We start from the raw sequence: 21,377 nt of genomic DNA, 5'->3' as shown, positions 1-21,377 counted from the left end.
CCTACGCTTGTGAGATGCACGTCATATCCGCGGATCCGGTTGTCGTGCCAGCGGCGAAGTCCCCTGTGACGCCGCCGCTGGCCGCACCTGGGCGTGCATGGACGGTCGCCGGTGTCCATGCGGCTGGCCTGTACCTCACAGCGCCCGCCGACGTCACGGCACCCACCGACGTCACAGTGCCTTCCGGGCAGCGCACGCTCGTCATCCCGGTGATCGGGTTGGGTGCCTACGATCTGCCGACGGCCATCCGCGCGCATGTTCCAGCCGATGTCCTCACCACCGGCGTGAGGACCGGCGATCGCGTCGCGGCCGAACCTGACCGGCTGCTGCTGCCGGCAGCCCAGCTGCACATCAGGCGCATGTGGCGACCGCAGCGCGTCAGCGGGGTCCCCGGTCTGGGCATCGGCCGATGGCACCCCGATGAGCATTCGGCCGGACACCGTGGGAGGGCACTCGATCCAGGTGCCGTCCGTGCCGTGCTGCAGCCGGGGATCGCCGATGCTGAGGCCAGCGCTGAGGACATCGTTGCGACCGCGCTGAGCTGCAGCCGGGGCGCTGCGTCTGGCTGCGGCCGGGGCGACGAAGCTCTCGCTGAGCGCGTCGCGGCGCTGATCGGCCGCGGTCCCGGACTCACCCCCTCGGGCGATGATGTGCTCTCCGGCATCGCGCTGGCCCTGCGCTGGCAGTCAGCGTGGTGCGCACTCGCCCAGCTGCGGGTAGCGCTCACACCACAGCTGGCCACCACAACGGCGATCTCCGCTTCACTGCTCGAAGCAGCCCTCGACGGCTGGTGCACGACAGCGGTGACCAGGGCGCTGGGCGCCGCCCAAGCAGGTGACCTTCCCGCCTTCGCCGCACATCTCGGTGCGATCGGGCACACGTCCGGCTACGACCTCGGCGCCGGTGTCGTGGCGACATGCCGCGCGCTTTCCCAACCCTCATCTCACTCCGCCGGTGGAACGCCGGACCCGACAGAAGGAGAAGACTGTGCTGTCTCACGTTGACATCCGATCCGGTGTCTACTTCGACTCCGTCAGCCTCATGCAGGCCTCTGCCCGCGTGAAGGGCCTCGACGGCGTCTCCGACGCGCTCATCGGGATGGGCACGGAGCTCAACCTCGACCTCATGCGCAGCCTCGACTTCGACATCGACCCAGCGGTGAGCCCGAACGACCTCGTCATCGCTCTGCGGTGTGCTGACGCAGAGGTGCTGAAGGCCGCGTTGACCGAACTCGACGTGCAGCTGGCTGCCCTGCGCTCCACCGGCGGCGAGCTCAGCACCGGTGGCGAGAGCCCGGCGCTGACCGTGGGCTCGGCGGCGCGGAGAACCGAGGCGAACCTCGCTCTCATCTCCGTGCCCGGTGAGCACGCGACGACAGAGGCACTCGATGCGATCGCCGCCGGGTGTTCGGTCATGCTGTTCTCTGACAATGTGCCTGTCGAGTCCGAGGTGCTGCTCAAGGATGCAGCGGCCACAGCAGACGTCATCGTCATGGGCCCTGACTGCGGCACAGCGGTCGTCTCCCAGGCTGCGCTCGGCTTCGCCAATCGGGTGCCGCCGGGCCGGTTCGGCATCGTCGCAGCCTCCGGCACCGGCGCCCAGCAGGTCATGACGCTGCTCAGCGCCGCTGGCGAGGGCGTCAGTCATGTGCTGGGCACCGGCGGCCGGGACATGAGCGCGGCGGTCGGCGGCCGGTCGACGAAGCAGGCGCTGCGGGCGCTGGCGGCTGATGAAGCCACCGAGCACGTCATCATCGTCTCGAAGCCAGCCGATGCCGGTGTCGTCGATGAGGTCGCAGCGCTGGCCGGTGAGCTCGGCGTCGGGGTGACGTGGGCGGTGCTCGGCTCAGGCCGGCCGGATCTGACAGCCGCGGTCGAAGCGGCGCTGCGCGCTGCCGGCGGGGTGGCACCTGAGTGGCCGTCGTGGCTGCCGGAGACCTCGGAGCAGCAGGCTGCGGGCGGGGATCTGCGCGGCTACTTCTGCGGCGGCACTCTGGCTGATGAGGCGATGCTCATCGCCTGCCATGCGCTCGGGCCGGTGCCCTCGAACATCCCACTTGCTGGGGCTGAGCAGCTCAGCGGCGGCAGAGTGCCGGAGAGCGGGTCGTTCGTCATCGACTTCGGTGATGACGAGATGACCGCAGGGCGTGCCCATCCGATGATCGACCCGAGCCTGCGACTCGACGCCCTTGAGCGCACCGGCGCCGGCGCTGGCGTCGTGCTGCTCGACCTCGTGCTCGGCTACGGCGCCCACGCAGCACCGGTCGAGCCACTGGCCGCAACGATCGAACGGGTGCGCGCACGTGCGCAGGAGGAGCACGGCCACCGGCTGCCGGTCGTCGTCTCCCTCGTCGGCACCGAGGAGGATCCGCAGGGACTCTCCGCCAGTGTCGAGGCGCTCACCGCAGCCGGTGCCGAGGTGTTCGCCTCGAATGCTGCCGCGACGCGCCGAGCCCTGGCCCACCTCGGGCACGCTGCATCCCCGGATGCCGCGCTGAGGCCTGAGTCCGGCGTGCAGACCGACGCGCAGGCCCGCGTGCAGACCGACGCGCAGGCCCGCGTGCAGACCGGCGCGCAGGCCGGCGTGCAGACCGGCGCGTCGACCACGGCTGCTGATGGCGCGCCGCTGCGCGGTCTCCTGGAGGCCGAGCCGGTCGTGGTGACGGCCGGGCTGTCGCTGTTCGCCCAGGAGCTGCAGGCGCAGGCGGTCGCCGTCACCGAGGTCGATTGGCGGCCCGCGCTCGGCAGCGCTGCCGCGGTGCAGGCGGTCATGGCCGATCCGCGCCGCGCCGACGCCAACCGCACGGCGATCGAGCGGATGCTCGCCGCAGGTGCCGAGCTCGTCGCCGTCCGTCCGGCCCGCGAGTGCCTGGGCCTGGCTGACACCGAGTTCCTCCACGCCGGTCCCCCGCTGGCCTGGGAGGACGCCTCGGGACCGATGCGCGGCGCCCTGACTGGGGCTGTCGTGTTCGAAGGGCTCGTCGACACGCTTGAGGAGGCCGAGGAGGGGTTGGCCTCTGGCCGGTTCACGTTCGCGCCGTGCCACAGTCGGGAAGCCGTCGGGCCGATGGCCGGCGTCGTGAGCCCATCGATGTGGATGATGGAGCTGCATGACCCGGTGCACGGCAATCGCGCCTACTGCTCCCTCAACGAAGGGCTCGGCAAGGTGCTGCGCTATGGCGCCAACGGCGAGGAGGTGCTCACGCGGCTGCGTTGGATGCGCGATGTGCTCGGGCCCGTCCTGGCCGAGGCGCTGGAGAGCAGCGGCCCGCTCGACACGAAGGCCTATGTCTCGCAGATGCTGCAGTCCGGCGATGAGGGCCACAACCGCAACCGCACCGGCACGCTGCTGTTCCTGCGCGACATCATGCCGCATCTCTTCGCACAGGACTGGCCGCAGGAGGACCTCGCCGAGGTGGTGCGCTTCCTCGGCGCCAACGACTACTTCGCCCTCAACATCGTCATGCCCACCTGCAAGCTCGCCTGTGCGGCTGCGAAGAACGTCCCCGGTTCCTCGCTCGTCGTGACGATGGCGCGCAACGGCACCGAGTTCGGCATCCAGCTCTCCGGCACCGGGGATGCGTGGTTCACCGGGCCGGCGCAGATGCCCGAGGGTCTGTTCCTCGGCTCGTTCGGACCGGAGGATGCGAACCCGGACATCGGCGATTCGGCGATCACAGAGACCGCTGGCATCGGCGGCTTCGCGATGGCCGCGGCTCCGGCGATCGTCCGGCTCGTCGGCGCCGATGTCGCATTCGCACTTGAGACGACGCAGAAGATGTATGAGATCACCCTCGGTGAGCATCCTGCCCACCAGATCCCCATCCTCGAGTTCCGCGGTGTGCCCACCGGCATCGACGCCGCAGCCGTGGTCCGGACCGGAGTGCTGCCGCAGATCAACACCGGCATGGCCGGCCGGGTCGCCGGTGTCGGGCAGGTAGGCGCCGGCCTCGTGAATCCACCCGAGGAGGCGTTCGTGACGGCGATGGCGGCCCTCGCCGAGGCGGCAGAGCGCCGGTGAGCACGGGCTGAGCGGCCGGCTGAGCCTTGGGGTCGGCCGGCCGCTCAGGAGTGGATCGGGCCGCTCAGGAGTGGATCGGGCCGGTGGTGTCGCGCAGCGGCGCACCGCTGGCCTGCCACCGCTCCCGGGTGATCTCAGCGAGGATCGAGATCGCGGTCGTCTCCGGGGTGCGAGCGCCGAGGTCGAGGCCGATGGGCGCATAGAGCCGGTCGATGAGCTCTTCTGGCAGTCCGGCATCGCGCAGCGCTGCGATGCGCCGATCGTTCGTGCGCCTGCTGCCCATCGCCCCGACGTAGGCCGCCGGGCAGCCGAGGGCGACCTGCAGCAGCGGCACGTCGAACTTCAGATCGTGGGTGAGCACGGCGATCGCGGTGCTCTCTTCGACCCGGCCGGCATTGAGCTCGGCCTGCAGGTAGCGGTGCGGCCAGGACACGACGACCTCGTCGGCTTCCGGAAAGCGCGCGGGTGTGGCGAAGACAGACCGGGCATCGCAGACGGTGACGTGGTAGCCGACGAGCTTCGCTGCCGCGGCCAGCGCGCGGGCGTAGTCGATGGCACCGAAGATGAGCATCCGCGGCTTGCGCGAGAAGGCGCTGATGAGCACGGCAGTGTCGCTGTCGAGGCGTTCGCCGTGCTCGCCGTACTCGCGGATCTGGGTCGTTCCGGCGGCTAACAGCCCAACGGCGCTGTCGACGACGGAGTAGTCGAGCTGTCCGTCACCGAGCGAACCGGTCACGGTCGGGGCATCCGCCTCAGGCGCGGTGATCGCCAGCCAGCGGCCAGCCGGCGGGGCGAGCACGTATTCCATCCCTGTCGGCTCGCCGAGATCGTCGGTGGCCAGCGGAATCCGGGTGAGCAGGGCAGCCGGCTCATCGAGGAGGATCTGCCGGCATGTGGCCGCCAGCGGCTCGGTGTCGGCAGGATCGGCCGGATCGACGCGACGGATGAGGACGTCGAGCCGGCCGCCGCAGGCCAGGCCGACGGCGAAGGCCTCGTCATCAGAGACGCCGTAGCGGCCCAGGCGCGGCTGGTCGTCGTCGATGGTGAGCTGGGCGGCGGCGTACACGGCCCCTTCGACGCATCCGCCGGACAGCGACCCGATGGCCCGTCCCGAGGCGGTGACCGCCATGGCAGTTCCGGCCGGGCGGGGTGCTGAGGACCACGTGCGGATGACCGTGCACACAGCGAAGGGCTCGTCACCGGTGAGCAGGTCGAGGACCTCGGAAGCGATATCGCGCATGCCGCTCACCCCGCGACGGCTGCGGCGAGCCGGAAGTAGTCGACGATGGTGGTGCCGGGCAGCAGCGCGTCGACGTGCGGGCGGATCGCGCGGATGCCGCGGATCTCAGGCTGCCAGCCGGTTCGCCCGGCCCGCGGGTTGACCCACAGGAACCGTGTGCACAAACGGCTGGCACGGACTGCGGCTGCGGTGAGTTCCTCGGTATCGCCGTCTTCCCATCCGTCGGACATGACGATGAGGGTGGCCCCGCGCAGCCTGCCGGCGTGCCGGTCGAGGAGCTGCTGGAGGGTCTCACCGAGCCGGGTGCCGCCGCCGAGGTCGGGGATCTGTCCGCTGCGGGCACCGGGCCGAATGGTGCGCACGCCTGCGGTGATATCGGTCAGTTCGGTGCCGGCGGTGAAGACGCTGACGTGCCGGCCGCCCTCGGCTGCGGCTGATGCGAAGGCCAGCTGCATGGTGTGGAAGGGCTGCATGCTTGCCGAGACGTCGAGGACGATGACGATCGGGCGGGGCACCTCGCGGCGCTCCTGTCCCGGCAGGCTCGTGATCTCCCCGGTGGTGAGCAGTTCGCGCAGGGCTTGCCGCAGGTGCAGGCGGTCGGCGCGCCCGGGCCGGTAGCGCGGCCGGCGGCGCTGCGGTGGGCTCAGGCGCAGCCGGGCGAGCTGGGCACGGGCGTCGGCGGCCTGGGAATCGAGGAGTTCGGCGATGTCGGTCTCGCGCAGCACTGCGGCCTTCGAGGCTGCGGCTGCCTGCGGTTCGGGGTCGCCGGTATCGGTGTCATCATCACCGGGCAGCGCGTCAGGCACCTCGACCTCGACCTCGATGTCCGGCGGGGACGCGGTGGCTGGGTGGCGTGAGAAGAAGCGCTCGAAGTGGACGCTGAAGTCCGCCCACTGCTCAGCGGTGGTGCACCAGGCGGCGCGGGTGACGGTGTAGACGTGACGCCGTTCGATCGTGCCGAGTGCGCCGAGTCCGGCGACGGCGGTGTGCAGCCGGCCGGGGTCGGCGGGATATCCGTGGCGGGCGAGGCTGCTCGCGAAGTCGGTGAGCACTGCGGTCATCGTCATGACGGTCTCCGCGGTGGTGCCCCGCCGATGATCGGCCCGTGGGCGCGGACCTGTTCGGCGTCCTCGGCGTCCTTGATGAGCGCCCCGAGGGTCGCGTGAGCAGCCGCGGCGTCGAGGTCGACGGCGCCGAGTGCCATGAGCGAGCGCAGCCAGTCGATCGCCTCGGCAGTGCCCGGCGGCCGATTGAGGGCCATCTGCCGGACCGCGCGCACATAGTCACTGGTCGCAGCCACAAGCGCTTCGTTCGCCTCGGATACGTGGAGGGCGAGGATCTGCTGTTCGGCTTCCCGGTCGGGGAAGTCGAACCAGTGGTAGAGGCAGCGGCGGCGCAGCGCATCGTGGATCTCACGGGTGCGGTTGGAGGTGATGACGACCAGCGGCGGCTGGGCGGTCTCGATGCGGCCGAGTTCGGGGATCGACAGCGCCCATTCGGAGAGCACTTCGAGCAGGAGTGCTTCGAACTCGTCATCGGCTCGGTCGATCTCGTCGATAAGCAGCACCGCCCGCTGCCCCTCGGCCGAGGCGGTGAGTGCAGCCAGGATCGGGCGAGTGAGGAGGAAGCGCTCGGAGTACAGCTGGGCTTCGAGCTTCCCGGCTTCGGCCGTTTCGGCGGCATGGGCGGCCTCCAGGGTGCGCAGGTAGAGGATCTGGGAGCGGAAGTCCCAGTCGTAGAGCGCCTGGGCGGCGTCGATGCCCTCGTAGCACTGCAACCGGAACAGCTGCCCGCCGTGGACGGCGGCCAGCGCGTGCGCCAGCGCCGTCTTGCCGACTCCGGGCGGGCCCTCGCACAGCAGCGGCCGGTCGAGCCTGCCGGACAGCCACGCGATCGTCGCCAGCGCATCATCGGCCCGGTAGCCGTGGTCCATGAGCGCCTCCCTCAGCTGCTGCCAGTCTGCAGGTGACGTCATCGGCTCTCCTCCCGTGCGCATGCGTCGGGCAGCAGCTCCGGCAGCTCCAGGCCGGCGGCCTCCAGCTGCCCGGGAGTGTCGATATCGATGCCGGCGCACAGGTGCCTGCAGTCGACTTCGCGCACCGCTCCCGACGCGAAGACCGCCTTCGCGCCGGAGTCCCCAGCGGCCGTGTCGATGACCTGCTGCCAATGCTGCGATCCGATGACGACAGGGTGGCCGGGACGCTCGCCGAACGTCGCCCGCACGAGGCTCGTCTCGATGCTCTGCACGCGGGCAGCGGCGATGACGGCCTCAATGGCGGCCGCGGTGATGTCGGGGACGTCGGCGAGCAGGATGACGACAGCGCGGATACGCTCGCCGGCAGATGCATCGGCAACAGCGCGCAGCCCGGCTCGCAGCGAGGCCGACAGGCCGTCCTGCCAGTCCGGGGCGTGGGTGGCCCGGGCCCCTGCCGGCACTCCGGCGGCGACCGCCTCGGCGGCGGCACCGGTGACGACGACGATCTCGGAGAGCCCAGCGGCCGTCAGCTGGTCGCACAGGCTGGCCACGACCGGCTTCCCGCAGGCGGTGCGCAGCAGACCCTTGGGCACACCGAGGCGCGAACCGGCACCGGCGGCAAGCACAATGCCGGCGATGTCGCTGTTGAGTGCGTGCCTCACGATCCCTCCTTGAGCCTGGCGGTCTGTCTCCAGTCTAGGAGCTGGCTGCTCCCCTGGCGGCGGCTGGTGTGACCCGCGTGCCAGTTCTCCCGGCGATGGCCGCCGGCACGGCGGCAAGCGCGGTGATGATGCCGACGCCGCGGCCGGAGGCGGCGAAGTCGACGACTGCTTCGACCTTCGGGCCCATCGACCCGGAGGCGAAGTGCCCGGCATCGGCGAGCCGCTGCATCTGCTCAACGGTGATCTCACCGATCGGCTGTTCGTCCTCGGTGCCGTAGCCGATGATCGCGTGCTCGACGTCGGTGGCGATGACGAGCCGGTCGACGTCGAGGTCGGCGGCCAGCCGGGCGGCGGAGAGGTCCTTGTCGATGACAGCCTCGACGCCGTTCCAGCCCGATCCATCAGCCACCACCGGGATGCCGCCTCCGCCGGCGGCCACGACCACCCACCCGGCGGCGACGAGCGTCGAGATCGTCGGGGTCTCCAGGATCTCCAGCGGCCGCGGGGAGGGCACAACGCGCCGCCAGCCGCGGGCCCCGAAGTCCTTCCACATCTGCCCGTGCCGGCTCATCTGCTCGGCATGGGCGGCATCCCGGTAGGTGCCGATCGGCTTGACCGGGTCGGCGAAGGCCGGGTCGTCGCCGTCGACTCGCGTGCGGGTGACGACGGCGGCGACCTGCCGGTGCATGCCCCGGGTGGTGAGCTCCTGTTCGAGCCGGTTGACGATAGTGAACCCGATCGTCCCCTGGGTCTGTGCGCCGCACCAGTCGAGCGACACCGGCGGCAGCTCTGCGGCGGCGAGTTCGTTCTTGCGTAGGATGTTGCCGACCTGCGGGCCGTTGCCGTGGGTGATGATGACCTCGTGGCCGTCGGACAACAGCTCGGCGATGTGCCCGCAGGCCTGCGCGATCGCCGCCCGCTGGTCATCCGGTGAGGATGAGCCGTCGGGGGCGGTCATCGCATTGCCACCGAGGGCGATGAGCACGCGCATGCTCAAAGCCAGTCGACAGCGGGTGCGTCGCTGCCGTCGCCGGCCAAGCGCGCGTACCCGGGTCCGCGGTCGAAGAATGGCTCCTCACCGGTGCGCTCGTCGCGCATCTGCTGGCGCAGCTGCGTCGAGGCCGCCGTGTCGACGGTGACCTCACCGTCGTCGACGCTGGCGATGACGCCGTAGTCGCTGCGGGCCCCGTCGATGCTGACCTTGCCCCACCGCAGGTCGCGTTCGACCTCGTCGAGGGGACGGTCGAGCGGGTCGCCCCAGCCGCCGCCTCCGGTGGTGCGGATGCGGATCGTCTCACCTGCCCGGACCGGTTCGGCATCAGCGAGCGCGTCGATCTCGCGTTCGTTCGGCCCGCCGGGGTCGATGGTGACCTGGAACGGCCGGCCGGCCTTGCCGCCCTTGACGCCCCAGCAAGCGAGGATCGACCGGTCGGCGATCGACATGAAGTGCGCGTCCTTGAGCATATGGATGTGCTTCTCGTAGCCCAGCCCACCGCGGTAGCGTCCGGCGCCGCCGGAGTCGACGGCGAGTCCGAGCCGCTCGACGCGGAAGGGGAACCGGGATTCGGTGAATTCGGTGGGCAGGTTCCGGGAGTCGGGCACGACGTGGATGGTGTCCTCACCGTCGGCGTAGTAGCGGCCGCCCGAGCCGCCGCCGAGCACCTCGCGCATGAGGTAGTCGTTGCCGTCGCGGTCCTTGCCGTACACACCGGTGTAGCGGATCGTCTCCTGGTCTGCCGGCATCTTCCCGTCGACAGCCTTCGCGACGACCCCGGCGAGCACGCCGAGCAGCCGCAGGATGACGAAGGTGCGGGCGTTCGTCGGACCCGGGTAGATCGGGGTCAGCAGGGTGCCCTTCTCCGGGAAGCGCATCTCGATGAGCGGGACGATGCCCTCGTTGACGTCGAGCTCGCCCATCCGTTCCGGGGAGTCGGCGAGGTTGCGCAGGATCGGGGCGAGCCATTTTTTGAGGAAGTTCCCGCCGACGTAGTCGCCGCAGTGGTTGATCGGTCCTCTCGCCTGAGCGGCGGTGCCGGTGAAGTCGAGGATGAGCCTCGGGCCATCGCCCGGCCCACCTGTCGAGGTCTTCGTCAGGGTGATCCGCTGGGTGTGCAGCTTCGGGTCCTCGACACCGTCGTGCTCGGCGTAGTCTTCCCACACGTACTGGCCGTCGGGGATCTTCGACAGGATCTCCCGGCGGTACAGCTCGGTGGTGTTGTCGAGGATCGTGTCGAAGGCCGCTTCGATGGTGTCACGGCCATAACGGGAGAAGAGCTCCCCGAGCCGGCGCGCACCCATGAGGCAGGCCGAGCATTCGGCGTCGAGGTCAGCGGCCAGCGAATCGGGCATGCGGGAGTTGCGGGTCATGATCCGCAGGGCAGCGCGGTTGGGCTCACCGCGGGACCACAGCTTGATCGGCGGGACGGCGAGTCCCTCTTCGTGCACGCTCGTCGCACCCGAGGGCATCGAGCCGGGGCAGGCACCGCCGATGTCGTCATGGTGGCCGAAGGCCTGCACGAAGCACACCACCTCACCGTCGTGGAAGACCGGCACGGTCACGCACAGGTCGGGCAGATGGCCGATGCCGCCTTCGGATTCGTAGACATCGTTGTGGAAGAAGACATCGCCTTCCTCCATCGTGTCGAGCGGGAAGTCGCGCACGATCGGGTGGACGAGCGCGGAGTAGGACCGGCCGGTGAGCTTGCGCAGCTGCCGGTCGTGGATGCCGGCGCGGAAGTCGTGGGCGTCGCGGATCATCGGCGAGCGCGAGGTCCGCGAGATCGCGGTCTCGACTTCCATCTCAACACTGGCGAGGGTGCCTTCGACGATTTCAACGATGATCGGATCGACGGTGGTGCCCTCCGGGGTGAGGCGTCCGCCGTGCTCATAGGGCCGGGGCAGACCGGCCGGGTTGATCGGCTCGGCGGCGATGTAGGCCTCGAGCTGCTCACCGGTCAGCGGAGTGGTCGAGAGCATCGAGCCGGAATCAGTGGGGGTTGTCGTCATATCTGGTCTCCTTCTGGTTTCGGCGCGGGCTCAGGACTGGTCGGCGGATGAGCTGCGGGTGATGACGAGGTTGCCGGCGTCATCGACGCGGACAGTGAAGCCGGGATGCACGGGCACGGTCGAACCGAACTCCTCGATGATCGCCGGACCCGAGATGACATCTCCGGAAAGCAGCTCAGGTCGCCAGTAGACGTCGGCGGTGACGTAGCCGTCGTCTGCGTCGAAGCACACCTGACGCTGGCTGGCCAGCGCCCTGTCGTGAAGCGGCTGGGCGGCAGAGGCCTCCCCAAGCTTGGCGAGCTCTGGCCGCTGGATCGGGCCGATGCCGGAGACGCGCAGGTTGACCCATTCGACGAACTGGTCGCCATCGCCCTTGAAGTCGTAGCCGTAGAGGCGGCGGTGCTCAGTGTGGAAGGCGTCGGTGACCTCATCGGCCCACTCACGGGTGATCTCCCCGGCCGGTGCCGGCACGCGGACTTCGAAGGCCTGCCCGAAGTAGCGCAGGTCAGCCGACCGGTCGTAGCGGTGGTCGGCGGCGGCGAATCCTTCGGCGTCGAGTGCAGCTGCCGCACGATCCTGCAGAGCGGTGAAGATGCTGTCGATGGTGCCGAGGTCGAGTCCTTCGTCCTTGGCGACATGCGTCTGCACGTAGTCGTTCTTGACGTCGACGGTCAGCAGCCCGAACGCAGAGACGTTGCCGGGGTTGAGCGGGACGATGACGCCTGCGAGGTCGAGGATGTCGACGAGCCGGCAGGCCAGCAGCGAACCGGAGCCGCCGAAGGAGGCGAGCATGAAGTCACGGACGTCGAGGCCGCGCTTGACGGAGATCTGACGCAGCGCATTCGCCTGGTTCCAGGCGGAGATCTCCAGGATGCCGGTCGCGCACTTCTCAACGCTGAGCCCGAGGCGACCGGCGAGTTCTTCGATGCCGGTGCGCGCGGCCTCGACGTCGAGTGGGATCTCGCCGCCGAGGAGGTGGGGCGGGATGCGACCGAGCAGCAGGTGGGCGTCCGTGATCGTCGGTTCGGTGCCGCCCTGGCCGTAGCAGATCGGTCCCGGATCGGCGCCAGCCGACTGCGGGCCGACCTTGAGCTGACCCTCTTCGGTCGTCCAGGCGATCGAACCGCCGCCGGCACCGACGGTGACAACGTCGATCATTGGGATCTTCGACGGGTAGACACCCACCGACCCCTCGGTTGTGAGCGCCGGTTCGCCGTCGATGATGACGGTGACGTCCGTGGAGGTGCCGCCGCCGTCACAGGTGAGGACTTTGGAGAACCCGGCTTCCTGGGCGATGAGGCCGGCGCCGAGGGCGCCTGCCGCCGGCCCGGACAGCACGGTGGTGATCGGCTGGTGGACGACCTCGTCGGCGGAGAGCACACCGCCGTTGGACTTCATGATGTAGAACGGGATCGGCTCACGGTCGCCGTGCTCGGCGCCGGTGAACTGATCGAGGCGCTCATGGATGTTGGCGACGTAGCGGGAGACCTTCGGCTTGACAGAGGCATCGACGAGGGTGGTCATCGAGCGCTCGTATTCGCGGTACTCCCGCAGCACCTCGGAGCTCAGCGACACGATCGCCTCGGGGTGGACTTCGGTGAGGATCTCACGCATCCGCTGCTCGTGGGCCGGGTTGGCGTAGGCGTGCAGGAAGTTGACGCCCAGGACGTTGATGCCGGCGTCGCGGAACCAAGCGGCGACAGCCCTGGCGCCGTCCTCGTCGAACGGGCGGACCTCGGTGCCTTCGAAGTCGAGACGGCCGCCGACGGTCTTGACGCGGTCGGCGGTGACGATGCGTTCGGGCTTGACCCAGAAGTAGGAGTTTCCGTAGCCGTCGGGCACGGCCTGACGGGCGATCTCGAGGACGAACTCATAGCCTTCGGTGGTGATGAAGCCCATCGTCTCCAGCTTGCCCTCCAGCAGCTGGTTCGTCGCCACCGTCGTGCCGTGGGAGACAGCGGCGACGTCGCTGCCGGTGGCGCCGAGTTCGGCGAGGACCTTCTCGATGCCGTTGATGAACCCGTCAGCGGGGTTGGCTGGGGTCGACGGGGTCTTCGTCGTCGTCAGCGTGCCGGTGTCCTCGTTGAACGCGACGACGTCGGTGAATGTGCCGCCGGTATCGATCCCGATGCGGATCCGTGCGCTGCCTTGAGTCATTCTCACCCCTGCTTCTCGTGTGCCGACGCGCCTTCGCGTCTGGCAGAACTTCACTGCTATGAACAAGCATGCGCGGCGGCTACTCCGAATCACTCGGCAGACAGTGACAAAAAGTAAGCTGCCTCATTGGCAGGATTCTGGAGGCCCGGGCACTGCCAGTCTCTGCAGCCTCACTGCCGGCCTCCCCGGCTTTGCAACCGGACGATCCGTTAGGTTGAAGGCGTGCACTCCTTCGACCTCGACGCCATCGCCTCCGGCCTGCCGGCGTCTGCGCTCATCCCTCAGCTGGGCGAACGTCACGCCGGTTCGACTGCCGGTCTGCGGGCGGTCATCACCGCACCGCCGGGCACCGGCAAGACCACTGTCGTGCCGCCGGCACTGTCCCAGCTGCTGCCGGCCGGGCGGATCATCGTCACCCAGCCGCGCCGGATGGCCGCCCGGGCGGCTGCCCGCCGGCTCGCGCGGCTGAGCGGCACCCGCCTCGGCGAGGCGGTCGGCTATACGGTCCGCGAGGATGCGCAGGTCTCCCGGTCCACCCGCATCGAGTTCGTCACCACCGGCGTGCTGCTGCGCCGGATGCTCACCGACCCCGGGCTTGAGGGTGTCACCGCGATCGTGCTCGACGAGGTCCACGAACGCCACCTCGACTCCGATCTCGCCGCCGCCCTCGCGGTTGATGCCACCGGCCTGCGCGCGGACCTGACGCTGGTGGCGATGTCAGCGACCTTGGAAGCCGAGCGGTGGGCTGAGCTCATCGGCGGCCCGGTCCTCAACGTCACCTCGTCACTGCACCCGGTTGAGATCCGCTGCCAGTCCGGCCCCGGCCGGCCCATCGATGCCCGCGGAATCACCCGCGAGTTCCTCACCCACATGGCAGGCCTCGTCGAGTCCGCTCTCCGCACCGAGGCCTCCGGCGATGCGCTCGTATTCATGCCGGCCATCCGCGACGTCGAAGCCCTGGCTTCGCTGCTGCGCGGCCGTGTGCCCGTCGATGTCCGGGTGCTCACCGGCTCCACCCCTGCTGCGGAGCAGGACGCGATCCTCACCCCGCGCAGGGACACGGAGACCTCCCGCCGGGTCGTCGTCTCCACCTCGGTCGCGGAGTCAGCGGTGACGGTGCCCGGTGTGCGGATCGTGGTCGACTCGTGCCTGGCTCGGGTGCCGCACTTCGACACCGGCCGCGGGTTCGCTGGCCTTGCCACCGTGCGCGCTTCGAAGGCCGCCTGCACCCAGCGAGCCGGACGCGCCGGCCGCCTCGGGCCCGGCCTGGCCGTCCGCGCACTGAGCGAAGCCGACTGTGCCGCGCTGCCAGCCCACACCCCGCCGGAGGTCCGCACCGCCGATCTCACCTCCGCTGTCCTCGACCTGGCCTGCTGGGGCGCGCCGTTCGGTCGCGGCCTGAAACTGCCCGACCCGCTGCCGGATCGCCCGGCCGCCCAGGCTGCTGAGACGCTGCGGCTGCTCGGCGCGCTCGACGACACCGGAGCCGCGACAGCCCGCGGCCGGCAGCTCGCCCGGATTCCCACCGACCCGCGCATGGCCCGCGGCCTGCTCGACGGCGCAGCATTCATCGGCACCGCGGCCGCCGCCGAGGTGGTCGCCGCCCTGGCCTCGGACCTGCGCTGCCCGGGTGCCGACGCGGTTGCCGCCGTGAGGCAGCTGCGCCGCGCGGCCCCGCGCACCTACACCCGGGAGACCGCCCGGCTCACCCGGATCCTGGCCGAGACCACCGGAGAAGACACCGGCGAGGACGCAGAAACCGGCGCGATCGCCTCGGGTCCGGTGCCGCTCGACGAGGCGGTGGCCACCGTCATCGCGCTGGCCTATCCTGACCGGATCGCCCGGTTGCGGCCCGGCAGCGAAGACGAGTACCTGCTCGCCTCCGGCACCGGCGCCACCCTGCCGCGCGAGGCCCGGATCTGCGGCCACGAATGGCTCGCCGTTGCCGAGGTGTCCCTCGCCGGCCAGCGCGCCCTCATCCGAGCGGCCGCCCCGCTCGACCGGGAGACTGCCGAGTTGCTCGCCGCCGACCTCTACGTCACCGAGACGGCCACGCGCTTCGACGGCCGGAAGCTCTCAGCCCGCCGCATCGAGCGCCTCGGGGCGATCGAGCTGTCGGCGACTCCGGTGAAGGCAGACCCGGATGCCGGCGCCGAGGCGGTCGCTGCGTTCATCCGCGAGCGCGGGCTTCGCGAGGTGATCGGTGAGAATCCCGGGTTCGCGCAACTGCGCGGCCGGCTCGGGCTGCTGCATGCCGTGTTCGGCGCACCCTGGCCCGATGTCCGTTTCGCTGCTCTTGAGTCCGGGCTCGCAGAATGGTGCCATGGTGAGCTGACCCGGGTGGCGGCCGGTGCCTCGGCGACGGGAATCGACTGGGCGTCTGCGCTGCGCAGTCTGCTGCCGTGGCCGGAGGCCGGCCGGTTCGACGAGCTGGCCCCGGAACGCGTCGAGGTGCCCAGCGGCTCTACGGTGCGGCTGCGGTATCCGGCACCGGAGGACCACGGTGACAACGACGCGGATCCTGCCGGTGTCGGGATCGCCGCTCCGGTGCTGGCGGTCAAGCTGCAGGAGTGCTTCGGCTGGCAGACGAGCCCCGTCATCTGCGATGGACGGGTGCCAGTGCTTATGCACCTGCTCTCCCCTGCCGGCCGGCCGCTGGCGGTCACCGCCGATCTCGCCTCATTCTGGCAGCAGGGTTACCCGGGCGTGCGGGCAGAGAACCGCGGCCGCTACATCAAGCATCCGTGGCCGGAGGATCCGCTGACTGCTCCACCTGCCCGCGGCACCAAGCGCAGCGGCCGCTGAGCAACTCGGATCGAGTCTATCGACTCAAGCAGCTGCGCCGCCGAGGGTCGGAACTGCTGTGGGATCACGGTCACCCACCCACGGTAGGTTGAACCCACATCGGTTCGGGGCAACTCATCACCGTTGTCAGCGCGGCTCTCAGTCGGTGCGGATCATATTCCAGGCCTGTTCGAAACGACCAGCGGCGAGGTCCGAGGCGCGGATCCAGACTTCCAGAGTTCCCGCGTCACCGAACCATCCCTCGAAATGAGTCCAACTCTCCACACTCAGCAGCAACATATACGAGTCCGCGTCACTGGTCAGCGGGCGAGCTTCGCGAAGGACCTCATGCGCATACTCGCGGCCCGGATCGCTATGGCCGTAGAGCCGAGAGACTGGGAACACTGGCCCCTTATTGACCTTTTCTTTCCCGTGCCGCCAGGCAGTGAACGCGGCGTTCATCTCCTCATGCACGAACTCGACCGTCGTGAACACCTGATTCTCGGCATCCACGTACTCCATCGGGCTGGGTAGGCTGAACCCGGCAAGGAGCAGCACGGGCTGGCAGACCTCGTGCGGCACATCGAGATCAGCCGGCGCGTCAACGAAGGGCGGGAAGGTCTCACCGTCGAAAGGCACGTGCCTGACCAGCCACCCCTGGGTGCCGTCATCCTCGACATTGCCGTAGGTGCCCAGGTGGTGAAACACTTCGAGGTATCCGGTCGCAGGCAATCTGGGCCCCGGTTCAGGCCAGACGCCTCGTTCCTCATCGTCATCGGATTCGAGCATGTTCTGCGATTCGATCAACAGGATTGTTGCAATGTGCGCAAGCGGTTCACCGTCGTGGTTTCGGGGCCAGTCGGCCAGAGGCCCGAGTGCCGGGCCTCCCAGATAGGAGAGTTCGCCCAGCTCGTCCCGTTCTGCCAGCAATCGGTCTTTTCCGGGCTCGTACTGGTCGAGGAGGAGCTGGGAGTACTTCAGTTCGCTGGCAAGGAACCCTGCGTCGACTTTCGGCGAGTTCAACCACTCAACGATCTGTTCCCGCGAGGCTGCGGTGACCGAGGTCCGAGGGAGCTTCTTCATGAGCGCCTCCAATAGTTTGAAACGGGGATCTTTCGGAGCATTCTAGACCCTTACTCCGCAGTGCCTGAGGAGAGCGACTCCAATCTGATGCTGCTTCGAAAAGCTCTGCTTGTGAACAACCTCGCGCATCGTCTTGCTCCCGGACTTGATTCCGAATTTGTTGACCTTCTTCTTGGCCATCCAACTATTCACACATTTCTGATGCACCTGCCTGGGAATGCTGACTAGGTTATTGCGGTTATGAATCCAACGGGCATCCCAACTGCGCTTCTTGATCGTTGACTGCTCGACGATATGGTGCCATTGGTTGCCCTTCGGCGTCTGGTTCCCTGCAGCTCTCTTGAACGCAGCGAACGTCTTGTATCCACCCCTTGTCGTCGCCTTGGCCCCCACTTTAATGGCCTGGGTGGCGAGTGCTCTTGCTCCTGCGCGGAGGATGGCGGGAAGGAGGGCACGAGCAACTGCCGCCAATCCGATGGCAACGAGCGGAAGAGGGTCTGAGACGACTGGGAACTCAGCGCCCGAGGTGTCCACGACCTGAGTCAAGGTATTCCCGTCAATCTCGAAATGTGACGGGAGTGCCACCCCATTAGCGTCCACTGACCAGGCGGGTTGGAACCCTCCCAGCATCTGCCATCCAGCGGGTACATCGAGATTCCCCGCGAGTTCTTCATCCGTGGCAAACTCTGGACCGGTCGAGTGTTCCTCTCTTTCCTCGTCCGTGCCGTCCTCTTCGCCATCACCGGCTGGAGGCAGTACCGTCGAAAGGTCCGGATTCGGTTCCTGCGTGTTCGCAGATACCGGGGCGAGAATGACAACCGACCCATCGTCAGTCTGATTCAGCACAGCGTTTTCCGGAAGAGCTAGCTCGTAGGAGTACCGGTGTTCCGGACCGTCGCCGTAGGTTTCCCGGGCAACTGTCAGCACACGAGCCACTTCGTCATCGGTAGCCTCGATCACGACACTGAGACCTGTTTCCGTCTCTGAGAAAACCAGGTCACCATTCTCCGACACTTCTGCGACGGCCTCAGCTGAAACTGGCAGTGAGATGTCGGGGTACGCATCGCCGAGCAACAGGTCCCGACCTTCAATGGAGACACCTGATTCGGCGGCGTAAAGGTCGTCGGCAACCTGAGTGAACGCAAACTTCTCTGCCAGCGCAGCGTTCTGACCCGCTGCGGCTTCGAGCGCAAAGACGGAACTCTCCCGAGCGGACAAAGGGCTGTCGTCCGCACTGGCCGGTGAAGTAACCAAGCACGTGCTTACAACCGCAATCGCTGTTGTTACTGCCACAGTTCGGCTTAAACGGAAATGGGTCATAGGCCAACTTTCGATCCTAGATATCACAGATGAACCTCTTCGCTCTCGACCCCACCTGCTTTCTGGCACAGTGCATCGCGCGAGAGTCCAAGTGATCGTTGGTGCAGAGTTGACGAGGGATACCCGCCAACTCCTCGCCGAGGTGCAGCAGATACCATCGCAAACGGTACGTTTAAACCAATCGTTTCACAACTTGGGCACTAGGCGTGGACCGGGCTCCAACGTGGCGTATGGGAGAGTGGAATGCCGTGAGAAGATGTAGGTGGACAAGGGCATGAGTTCCAGCACCGCGCAGCCAGGGGGGGGAGATGCAGGACGACCGCAACTTCGACGAGCGGCGCGAAGCAATGGCCAGAGCTGCCTGGCAGTTGCTTCGCGATCGGGGGCCGGCGGCGATCACACATCGACGAGTGGCCGCCAAAGCGAGAGTTCCACCAGGATCTGCGGGTCATCTTTACCGCACAAAGGCGGAGCTTGCTGCGGCTGCTGTCTCTTACGCCGAGAATGCCAGAAGGCAGTATTTGAACTCATTGCGGCGTTCTCTTCCGCAGCGCATCACGAGTGCAACCGAAGCAGCGCGGTATCTCATTCTTGCGTGGTACTCTCCGCGCGATGATGAGGATCTCGCCCGTATGCACGTCACGCCAATGCTCGTGGCTGCAGTGATGCCAGAAAACCGACCCATAGTTTTTCGCTCCCACGAGAACACTGCGTCCTTGATTCGCACGATTCTCGATCGCTCGGGTCTGAGAGATACGGGTATTACCGATGCTTTTCCTGCGTTAGTCCTTGGTGTCGTGACGCAGGCTTCGTTTTTAGAGCCAGACCACGTATTGGAGTCAGCTACGTATACTCTGGCCAGAGTACTCAAGGAGCTCGCGCCCGACCTCCAGCTCAGCTAGAGATACTTCTATGGTGCTGCTCCGCCGCCTTTCAGCGGCAAGCTTTACGTGGCGTTAGCAGGCGAGATTGCTGGGTAGAGAGTCCTTGATCCCAACGTGTCTGGACCGGAGGATCCGCTGACCGCCCCACCTGCCCGCGGCACCAAGCGCTCGGGCCGCTGAGCGTCTGCGACAATGGGCATGCGATGCACACCGACACCACCTCTGCCTCCACCTCCGGCTCGGCTGCAGCCCCTGCACCCGAGGCGGTCATCGACGCTGCCGCCTGGAAGGCTGCCGCCGCCGAGCTCGCCGCCGCCGTCGAGGAGCGGATGGGCGCCCATCTGGCGCGCCGGGCCCGCGGCGAGAAGCACCCGGTCGAAGACTTCCTCTTCACCTACTATCCCTTCACGCCTGCGCAGGTGGCCCGCTACCAGCCCGGCGCCGGGATTGGGCTCGCCGTCCCCGAGGCGGCAGATCGTGAGCAGTTCGCCCGCCGCTGGTGGGCGGTGACCGGTGGCATCGCCTTCGTCGACGTCACAGCCTGGCGGGCCGACCGGGGTGAGGGCGCGCAGTTCATCGCGAACCTGCTGGCGGCAACCCTGGATCGGGAGGCGCAGCTGGGCTGCTTCGGGCTGCACGAATGGGCGATGGTCTACCGGCAGTCAGCTGATGAGCACCGGCATAGGCAGGTGCCGCTGCGGCTGCGCCAGGCGGAGACCGACAGGGTCGTCGAATCCCATCGCATCCAGTGTTCGCATTTCGATGCGTTCCGGTTCTTCACCCCGGCCGCCCGGCCGCTGAACACGCTCACGCCGCAGCGGAAGACGATGGTGTCGATGGAGCAGCCGGGCTGTCTGCACGCCGGGATGGATCTGTACAAGTGGGCGATGAAGCTCGTGCCGATCGTGCCCTCGCAGGTGATCGTCGCTGCGTTCGATCTGGCCCGCGATATCCGGACGCTCGACATGGAGGCCAGCCCGTATGACGTGCGGGCCTGGGGCTATGGGGTCGTGGCGATCGAGACGGCGGCGGGCAAGGCTGAGTACATGCGCCGGCAGCAGGCTTTCAGCCAGCGCGCCCAGCAGCTGCGCCGCGAGCTGCTCGATGCTCTGGCCGCTGCCGGCATCGAACCGCGCAGCTGATGCTGCATTGCCGCGCGCTGGGCCAGCGGCTGGGGATCGACCGACTGCGGACACGCGCTGGTTCCCGGGATTCGCGTGAGCATCCACCGTCGTTCCTCATCTGCGCCCTGGCCCGACACCTGGTCGAATGCCTGCATCAAGTGCCGTGAAACCCGTTACATCTCCTGGTCAGGCGACTATGCTGGTGGCAATGGAGGCACCAAGTCTCCTTGACGGAGGGACATCTCATGGACAATCAGACCTTGCTCCTCATCATCGCCGCAGTCATCGGCGTCATCATCATCATTGCGATCGTCGCCGCGCTGATGAAGGCGTCGAAGAAGAAGGAAGAACAAAAGCGGATCGAGGAGGAGCGTCGCCGCGAACAGCAGCGTCGTGAGGCCGAGCAGCTCCGCGAGGAGAACAAGCAGCACGACATCGACGTCCGTCAGCGTGAGCTCGATGTTGAGAATCGTCGACTTGAAGCTGAGAAGGCCCGCCTGGAGGCCGACCGCAAGGAAAGCACCATCAACCGCGAAGAGGAGCAGCTGGCCGCTGAGCGCGAGGAGCTCAAGCGCCGCGAGGCCAAGGCCAATGAGCTCGATCCCGATTTCGATGAGAAGTCCGGAAAGCGCTCAGCCGCCGGGACGGCTGGTGCCGCGGGCGCTGGTGCTGCCGGTGCCACTGGCGCTGCCCGACGTGACGACCACGGTCATGATGGCCGCGACCACGACCGCCACCACGACGGACTTGGCCGCGACGACCACCGCCACGACGGGCTCGGCCATGATGACCGGGATCGTGACGGACTCGGCCGCGACGACCGCCACCACGACGGACTTGGACATGACGATCGCCGCCATGACGGACTCGCCCATGACGATCGCCGCCATGACGGAATCGGACGTGACGAGCTGGGCGGTGATGGCCACCGTCAGCACGATGGTCACGCCGCACCGGGTGCGCATGAGCACGACGCTCGCGCACAGGGACAGGAGTTCGATCCGCGCGGGCAGGGTCATGATCACGGCCAGGGACTCGACCCGCAGGGCCGGGATGTTCAGGAGCCGCGCTTCGACGAGAACGGCAACGAGATCCCGCCGCGTCACTGAGGCGCACCAGGCC

The 21,377-nt window shown here is 68.1% G+C and carries 15 protein-coding genes; 6 read left to right on the top strand and 9 right to left on the bottom strand.

What is annotated here, in order from left to right; translation table 11 throughout:
- The first annotated feature begins 14 nt into the window (after positions 1-14).
- Together M3C25_RS05985 and M3C25_RS05980 are read left to right on the top strand one after the other, a co-directional pair.
- Positions 15-1,004, top strand: a complete 990-nt coding sequence (locus M3C25_RS05985) for an oxamate carbamoyltransferase subunit AllH family protein (protein ID WP_259855337.1) — start codon at positions 15-17, stop codon at positions 1,002-1,004.
- On the top strand, positions 988-4,020 hold the full coding sequence (locus tag M3C25_RS05980; RefSeq protein WP_259855336.1) for a bifunctional FdrA/YlbE family protein: 3,033 nt from the start codon (positions 988-990) through the stop codon (positions 4,018-4,020). Before M3C25_RS05985 ends, M3C25_RS05980 begins: the two co-directional genes overlap by 17 nt.
- Before the next feature lie 64 nt (positions 4,021-4,084).
- Here M3C25_RS05980 and M3C25_RS05975 read toward each other — a convergent pair whose 3' ends face one another.
- The 7 genes from M3C25_RS05975 to M3C25_RS05945 are packed head-to-tail and all read right to left on the bottom strand — an operon-like array spanning position 4,085 to position 13,060.
- Positions 4,085-5,260 (bottom strand): XdhC family protein, encoded by a 1,176-nt coding sequence (locus M3C25_RS05975; protein ID WP_259855335.1) that lies wholly within the window; start codon positions 5,258-5,260, stop codon positions 4,085-4,087.
- Between the two features lie 5 nt (positions 5,261-5,265).
- Positions 5,266-6,327: a VWA domain-containing protein gene (locus M3C25_RS05970; RefSeq protein WP_259855334.1), complete on the bottom strand. Its 1,062-nt coding sequence runs from the start codon at positions 6,325-6,327 to the stop codon at positions 5,266-5,268.
- The gene (locus tag M3C25_RS05965; protein ID WP_259855333.1) at positions 6,324-7,235 is read right to left on the bottom strand and encodes an AAA family ATPase; all 912 of its coding nucleotides are present in this window, start codon (positions 7,233-7,235) and stop codon (positions 6,324-6,326) included. Before M3C25_RS05965 ends, M3C25_RS05970 begins: the two co-directional genes overlap by 4 nt.
- Positions 7,232-7,897: a nucleotidyltransferase family protein gene (locus M3C25_RS05960; RefSeq protein WP_259855332.1), complete on the bottom strand. Its 666-nt coding sequence runs from the start codon at positions 7,895-7,897 to the stop codon at positions 7,232-7,234. Before M3C25_RS05960 ends, M3C25_RS05965 begins: the two co-directional genes overlap by 4 nt.
- A gap of 34 nt (positions 7,898-7,931) precedes the next feature.
- The gene (locus tag M3C25_RS05955; RefSeq protein ID WP_259855352.1) at positions 7,932-8,888 is read right to left on the bottom strand and encodes a carbamate kinase; all 957 of its coding nucleotides are present in this window, start codon (positions 8,886-8,888) and stop codon (positions 7,932-7,934) included.
- Positions 8,889-8,890: 2 nt separating this feature from the next.
- On the bottom strand, positions 8,891-10,903 hold the full coding sequence (locus tag M3C25_RS05950) for a hydantoinase B/oxoprolinase family protein (RefSeq protein ID WP_259855331.1): 2,013 nt from the start codon (positions 10,901-10,903) through the stop codon (positions 8,891-8,893).
- A gap of 30 nt (positions 10,904-10,933) precedes the next feature.
- On the bottom strand, positions 10,934-13,060 hold the full coding sequence (locus M3C25_RS05945) for a hydantoinase/oxoprolinase family protein (protein WP_259797438.1): 2,127 nt from the start codon (positions 13,058-13,060) through the stop codon (positions 10,934-10,936).
- Between the two features lie 222 nt (positions 13,061-13,282).
- On the opposite strand from M3C25_RS05945, the gene hrpB reads away from it, so the two are divergent.
- On the top strand, positions 13,283-15,865 hold the full coding sequence (hrpB, locus tag M3C25_RS05940; protein ID WP_259855330.1) for an ATP-dependent helicase HrpB: 2,583 nt from the start codon (positions 13,283-13,285) through the stop codon (positions 15,863-15,865).
- Between the two features lie 138 nt (positions 15,866-16,003).
- On the opposite strand, the gene M3C25_RS05935 is transcribed toward hrpB, so the two are convergent.
- Positions 16,004-16,927, bottom strand: a complete 924-nt coding sequence (locus M3C25_RS05935; protein WP_259855329.1) for a DUF1963 domain-containing protein — start codon at positions 16,925-16,927, stop codon at positions 16,004-16,006.
- A 42-nt stretch (positions 16,928-16,969) separates the two neighbouring features.
- The gene (locus M3C25_RS05930) at positions 16,970-18,145 is read right to left on the bottom strand and encodes a hypothetical protein (protein ID WP_259855328.1); all 1,176 of its coding nucleotides are present in this window, start codon (positions 18,143-18,145) and stop codon (positions 16,970-16,972) included.
- Positions 18,146-18,555: 410 nt separating this feature from the next.
- Here M3C25_RS05930 and M3C25_RS05925 point away from each other — a divergent pair, with 410 nt between their 5' ends.
- From M3C25_RS05925 to M3C25_RS05915, 3 genes are all read left to right on the top strand, one after another.
- Positions 18,556-19,149: a TetR/AcrR family transcriptional regulator gene (locus M3C25_RS05925; protein ID WP_102161701.1), complete on the top strand. Its 594-nt coding sequence runs from the start codon at positions 18,556-18,558 to the stop codon at positions 19,147-19,149.
- 185 nt (positions 19,150-19,334) lie between these two features.
- The gene (locus M3C25_RS05920) at positions 19,335-20,273 is read left to right on the top strand and encodes a 3-methyladenine DNA glycosylase (RefSeq protein WP_311200505.1); all 939 of its coding nucleotides are present in this window, start codon (positions 19,335-19,337) and stop codon (positions 20,271-20,273) included.
- Between the two features lie 227 nt (positions 20,274-20,500).
- Positions 20,501-21,364, top strand: coding sequence for a hypothetical protein (locus M3C25_RS05915; RefSeq protein ID WP_259855327.1), 864 nt, complete (start codon positions 20,501-20,503; stop codon positions 21,362-21,364).
- Positions 21,365-21,377: the final 13 nt, after the last annotated feature.

Source organism: Brevibacterium luteolum (assembly GCF_025147615.1).
Taxonomy (GTDB): domain Bacteria; phylum Actinomycetota; class Actinomycetes; order Actinomycetales; family Brevibacteriaceae; genus Brevibacterium; species Brevibacterium luteolum.
Note: the sequence above shows the minus strand (reverse complement) of the source record. Positions and strands in the feature narration are given on the sequence as shown.

Bases quoted from the DNA above. Each gene is read 5' to 3' on its own strand.
- M3C25_RS05985 (WP_259855337.1), top strand. From the start codon at position 15: ATGCACGTCATATCCGCGGATCCGGTTGTCGTGCCAGCGGCGAAGTCC.
- M3C25_RS05975 (WP_259855335.1), bottom strand. From the start codon at position 5,260: ATGCGCGATATCGCTTCCGAGGTCCTCGACCTGCTCACCGGTGACGAG.
- M3C25_RS05970 (WP_259855334.1), bottom strand. From the start codon at position 6,327: ATGACGATGACCGCAGTGCTCACCGACTTCGCGAGCAGCCTCGCCCGC.
- M3C25_RS05965 (WP_259855333.1), bottom strand. From the start codon at position 7,235: ATGACGTCACCTGCAGACTGGCAGCAGCTGAGGGAGGCGCTCATGGAC.
- M3C25_RS05955 (WP_259855352.1), bottom strand. From the start codon at position 8,888: ATGCGCGTGCTCATCGCCCTCGGTGGCAATGCGATGACCGCCCCCGAC.
- M3C25_RS05950 (WP_259855331.1), bottom strand. From the start codon at position 10,903: ATGACGACAACCCCCACTGATTCCGGCTCGATGCTCTCGACCACTCCG.
- M3C25_RS05945 (WP_259797438.1), bottom strand. From the start codon at position 13,060: ATGACTCAAGGCAGCGCACGGATCCGCATCGGGATCGATACCGGCGGC.
- M3C25_RS05935 (WP_259855329.1), bottom strand. From the start codon at position 16,927: ATGAAGAAGCTCCCTCGGACCTCGGTCACCGCAGCCTCGCGGGAACAG.
- M3C25_RS05925 (WP_102161701.1), top strand. From the start codon at position 18,556: ATGCAGGACGACCGCAACTTCGACGAGCGGCGCGAAGCAATGGCCAGA.
- M3C25_RS05920 (WP_311200505.1), top strand. From the start codon at position 19,335: ATGCACACCGACACCACCTCTGCCTCCACCTCCGGCTCGGCTGCAGCC.
- M3C25_RS05915 (WP_259855327.1), top strand. From the start codon at position 20,501: ATGGACAATCAGACCTTGCTCCTCATCATCGCCGCAGTCATCGGCGTC.